Raw genomic sequence first — 3,696 nt, 5'->3', positions numbered from 1 at the left:
ATTCTGTTTGACTATAGAATCCTTGAAAAATATAAATAAAAAACAAGCGAGGCTAAATTTATTAGTTATCGCTAAATTTCGATTTCGTTATATATACAGTTGGATATCAAGATTATGTTCTCCTCAGATTTCACAAGACGGCCTATTGACGAAGAAAAGCCTAGCGGAACTAACCCAAACGCATTAGATGATTTTACAGAGATAAAACGTCAAATTAATAACCTTAATAAGGTGACAGGGAGAGTCTCTTGGAAAAAGGTTCAGTCTCTTTCAAAAACGATACTTTCGAAAAACAGCAAAGATTTCCGTTGTAGTTGCTACTTTACTGTCGCAGCAACACATAATGATGGCTTAAAAGGTTTAGCTGAAGGACTCAGTTCTATTCTGGACTTATGCGTCGTTTATTGGTTTACCGCATATCCAGAAGTTACAAAATCAAACGCAAGGATTGGAGCGATAGACTGGATGGTTGAACACACAGAAAAACGAATAAAGTCGATTAAAACAAACCCCGACGACGTACTGCTGATCGAAACTTGCCATCGCTTATGTATGAGAATTGAAGAAGAACTAAGACTACATTACGGTATAAAAGCACCTTCATTAGGTGGGGTACGTCGAATCTTAAAGCAATGGGTTGATGAACATAAAGAGACCGAAGCAAACCTGCGCGAAGCAGAGAATCAACGAAAGTACCGAGCTCCAGAAGAAAATAAACAACCAACACCAGTGGCTCAACCATCAACCATTAAAATTGATGTGTCAAATAAGCAATCTGCAACAACATCGAAAGTCGACGATAAAACACCCTCTAATTATTTAGTCGTCTACCTGTTAGCCGGATTTCTTGCTTTAGCATTGTCCTCTCACTTCTTTTATAAGCAATACCAACTAAAAGATCTGACTAAACAAATCATCACATCTGATATCTCACAACTTAATGAAATAGCACATTCATTAAGATATGAATATGCTCCTATTTCTCAAGATGTTAGACCTAATGTCGTAAACCAATTAGACACACTAATGAAAGGTTGGGTTGCCGATCCAATCAAAGTGTATCAGATCGATATTTTAGACCGATTGACGCTTGATTTGACCAAGCTGTATCCGGACTCGTCTTCTATTCTACGATTACGCCAAGAGTTCACCAATGAACAAGAAAAGTTAAACACAGATTACGCCCAACTTCACCGACGCTTTTCTAACGCCAGGACTGTATTTGCGAATGTAATTAGAGGAAGTGAAAGTAAAAAGACAGCACGAGCTTATGAGTACAGTAACTCTCTTTTTCCATTGATTGGCCGCATTGAATATGCAGAAAAAGAACAACAACAAAAAGAACTACAGAAATCTCTTCGGATACTGAACGTCTATTTACACAAAATAAAAACCTTAGAATCAGATCTGTCAGCAAATAAACCGTAAAACTCATAAAACCGTCTTAAGACTCGGTATTACAACAAACTCAAAACAACGAAATAGGCTTATGTTAAAACACAAACTAATGAGGAACCCTGTTGTTATATCAACGGCCATTTTCCTCTTTCTTGCTGCTACGATCGCTGCAATCTATATCCTTTGGCTAGATATAACAGACAAGTTTTACCTATGGATTGCTTTAGGTGCTATAACAATTTTCTATTCGTTGTTTCAGGTAACGTTGTGGCTAAAAAAGAAAAACAACACTAAAGCCCTAATGCTGGAAACAGAAGAAGAAGCATTAGCCATGGTCATCCGTCCGCTTCTTTCTGGTTCCAATAAAAAGCCAATCTATTTAATGATTGGCAATAAATACGCGGGTCGAACTCAGTTTCTACTTAACTCCAGTGCAATCAAGCCAATGGATCAGACTCGTACTGCAAAGAATGATTTTTTCGAATGGTATGAGTCAGACTCCGCCGTGTATATCAAACCGGATCAACGCCTATTGTTTCAAGAAGTATCAAGTAACGATAGCGCTCTGTGGAACACATTTGTAGATGAGGTCATTAAACACAAGCCTAGAAAGCCATTTTCTGGTTGCTTGTTTTTTATCGATTTTGAATTTCTAATTGTCTCTGAAACCGAACAAATCGATTACACGTTAACCGCGCTTAACCATCGATTAGAATCAGTAAGTGAAAAAACATCTTCAGCGATCCCTTTATATTTAATGATGTCTAAGCTCGACAAGCTAGAAGGATTTAAGGAATACATACACTTTAGTTCTTTAAAGACCTCGGTTGAATTTCTATCAATTCCATTAAAGGAAGCTAAAGGTGTATTTGTTGAGTACTACCATGATAGCTTCCGTAATTTAGTAAAAGTAATGGAGAGCAATGCGTTAGATTCGTCGTCTCACTCTAATGAAGTTAACGAGAAGCAAGCCATATTAGCATTCCCTAAACAATTCGAATTGTGTCAGTCTGAAATTGCTTCTGTGATAGAACGACTTTCAGAACTCAATACTGGGTCTTATTCTCTTGATATCCGTGAAGTGTTTTTTATATCGAATATCCAAGGTGGTAGAAAATACAACCTATTAGCTAAGAGTTGCAGCAACTACTTTAACTTGCCGATCATTGCGTCGGAACATACTCAGTTAACAGAAACGCCCTATTTTACGCGTTTCTTAATGGACTCTCAGATCCTGCCTGAATCTGATTTCGCAGGTGAAAACAAGACTTACCTTAGGATGATCCAGAGGCAGAGCCGTCTAGCCGTTGCAGCTTCCATTATTTTACTAGGTAGTGGTGCTTACCTGTTTTCAACGACTTTAGATGACAACCTGAGAGTGATTAGTCAGCTTATTGGTATAGATGATTCACAATCGTCTTACCCAAAAGGCAATTCTTTTGAAAGTTCTCTTTCAAGTGCGATCCAAACTGTACAACCATCTTATCAAGCATGGCTTAGTGGCTCACAAGCGCTAGATAATGAACTTGTGAATATGAATGTAAGTCGTCTCGATGAAAGTACGAAAATCGCTTATAACGCCCTCATAATGCAAATTAGAAACCACTTAATGCCAGTAATTGAGCAAGGTTATCGTTTGCAACTAACACAAAATCAAGACAACGTTAATAATGCACTGCCTTTACTAAAAGGTTACTTAATGTTGAATGATCCTACAAAACGCGAGATAAAATTTCTACGTCAGCAAACGATGTCAACGCTCCAAAAACTCAGTGATCAACCAGACACGATCACGACAGTGATGAAATATTTGGACGCATATTTCCGCACTGATTTTGAACCTGTATCGATCAACATGAATATGGTGCGTGCGACAAGACGTTCTCTACTCTCTAGTTCAAATGTAGATCTTGTGTACGCCAGCTTGTTACAACAAGCAGGTGACATTGATTTAGGCACTTTGAATTTACAGCGAGCAGTCGGTTTCGACTTTAATAATGTCTTCAACGACAACTTGGATCCTCAACGATTAGAAATCGATAAAGTTTACACATCTACAGGCTTCAGTACGTTTTACCGCCCTCGCGTCGATTTAATGTCGCAACAAGTCATCACCGACAACTGGGTATTGGGTTTGTCAAACCACGTAATCCCAACAGACAAAGAACAAGAGACATTCAAGAAGCAAGTAAGAAAAAAATATACGGATGACTACATCAGTTATTGGCGAAATGCTTTAAGCGAACTAAAAGTAAAGCGTTATAACAATATAGGGGAGATTACTAACGCCATTGATCT

General features: G+C 38.1%; 2 protein-coding genes. Both read left to right on the top strand.

Annotated elements, in window-relative coordinates; all coding sequences use genetic code 11:
- Positions 1–114 precede the first annotated feature (114 nt).
- Complete coding sequence (locus AB4503_RS24700; protein WP_102429258.1) at positions 115–1,428, top strand: type VI secretion system ImpA family N-terminal domain-containing protein; 1,314 nt, start codon at positions 115–117, stop codon at positions 1,426–1,428.
- Positions 1,429–1,489: 61 nt separating this feature from the next.
- Positions 1,490–3,696 (top strand): type VI secretion protein IcmF/TssM N-terminal domain-containing protein (locus AB4503_RS24695; RefSeq protein ID WP_372115867.1); only part of this gene is annotated, 2,207 nt, incomplete at its 3' end.

The sequence above is a fragment of the Vibrio sp. 10N.222.55.B11 genome, assembly GCF_041473705.1.
Lineage (GTDB): Bacteria > Pseudomonadota > Gammaproteobacteria > Enterobacterales > Vibrionaceae > Vibrio > Vibrio crassostreae_C.
The sequence above is the reverse complement of the archived record's forward strand: the minus strand, read 5'-3'. Positions and strand labels throughout refer to the sequence as shown.

Coding starts and splice junctions, on each gene's coding strand:
- AB4503_RS24700 (WP_102429258.1), top strand. CDS start 115: ATGTTCTCCTCAGATTTCACAAGACGGCCTATTGACGAAGAAAAGCCT.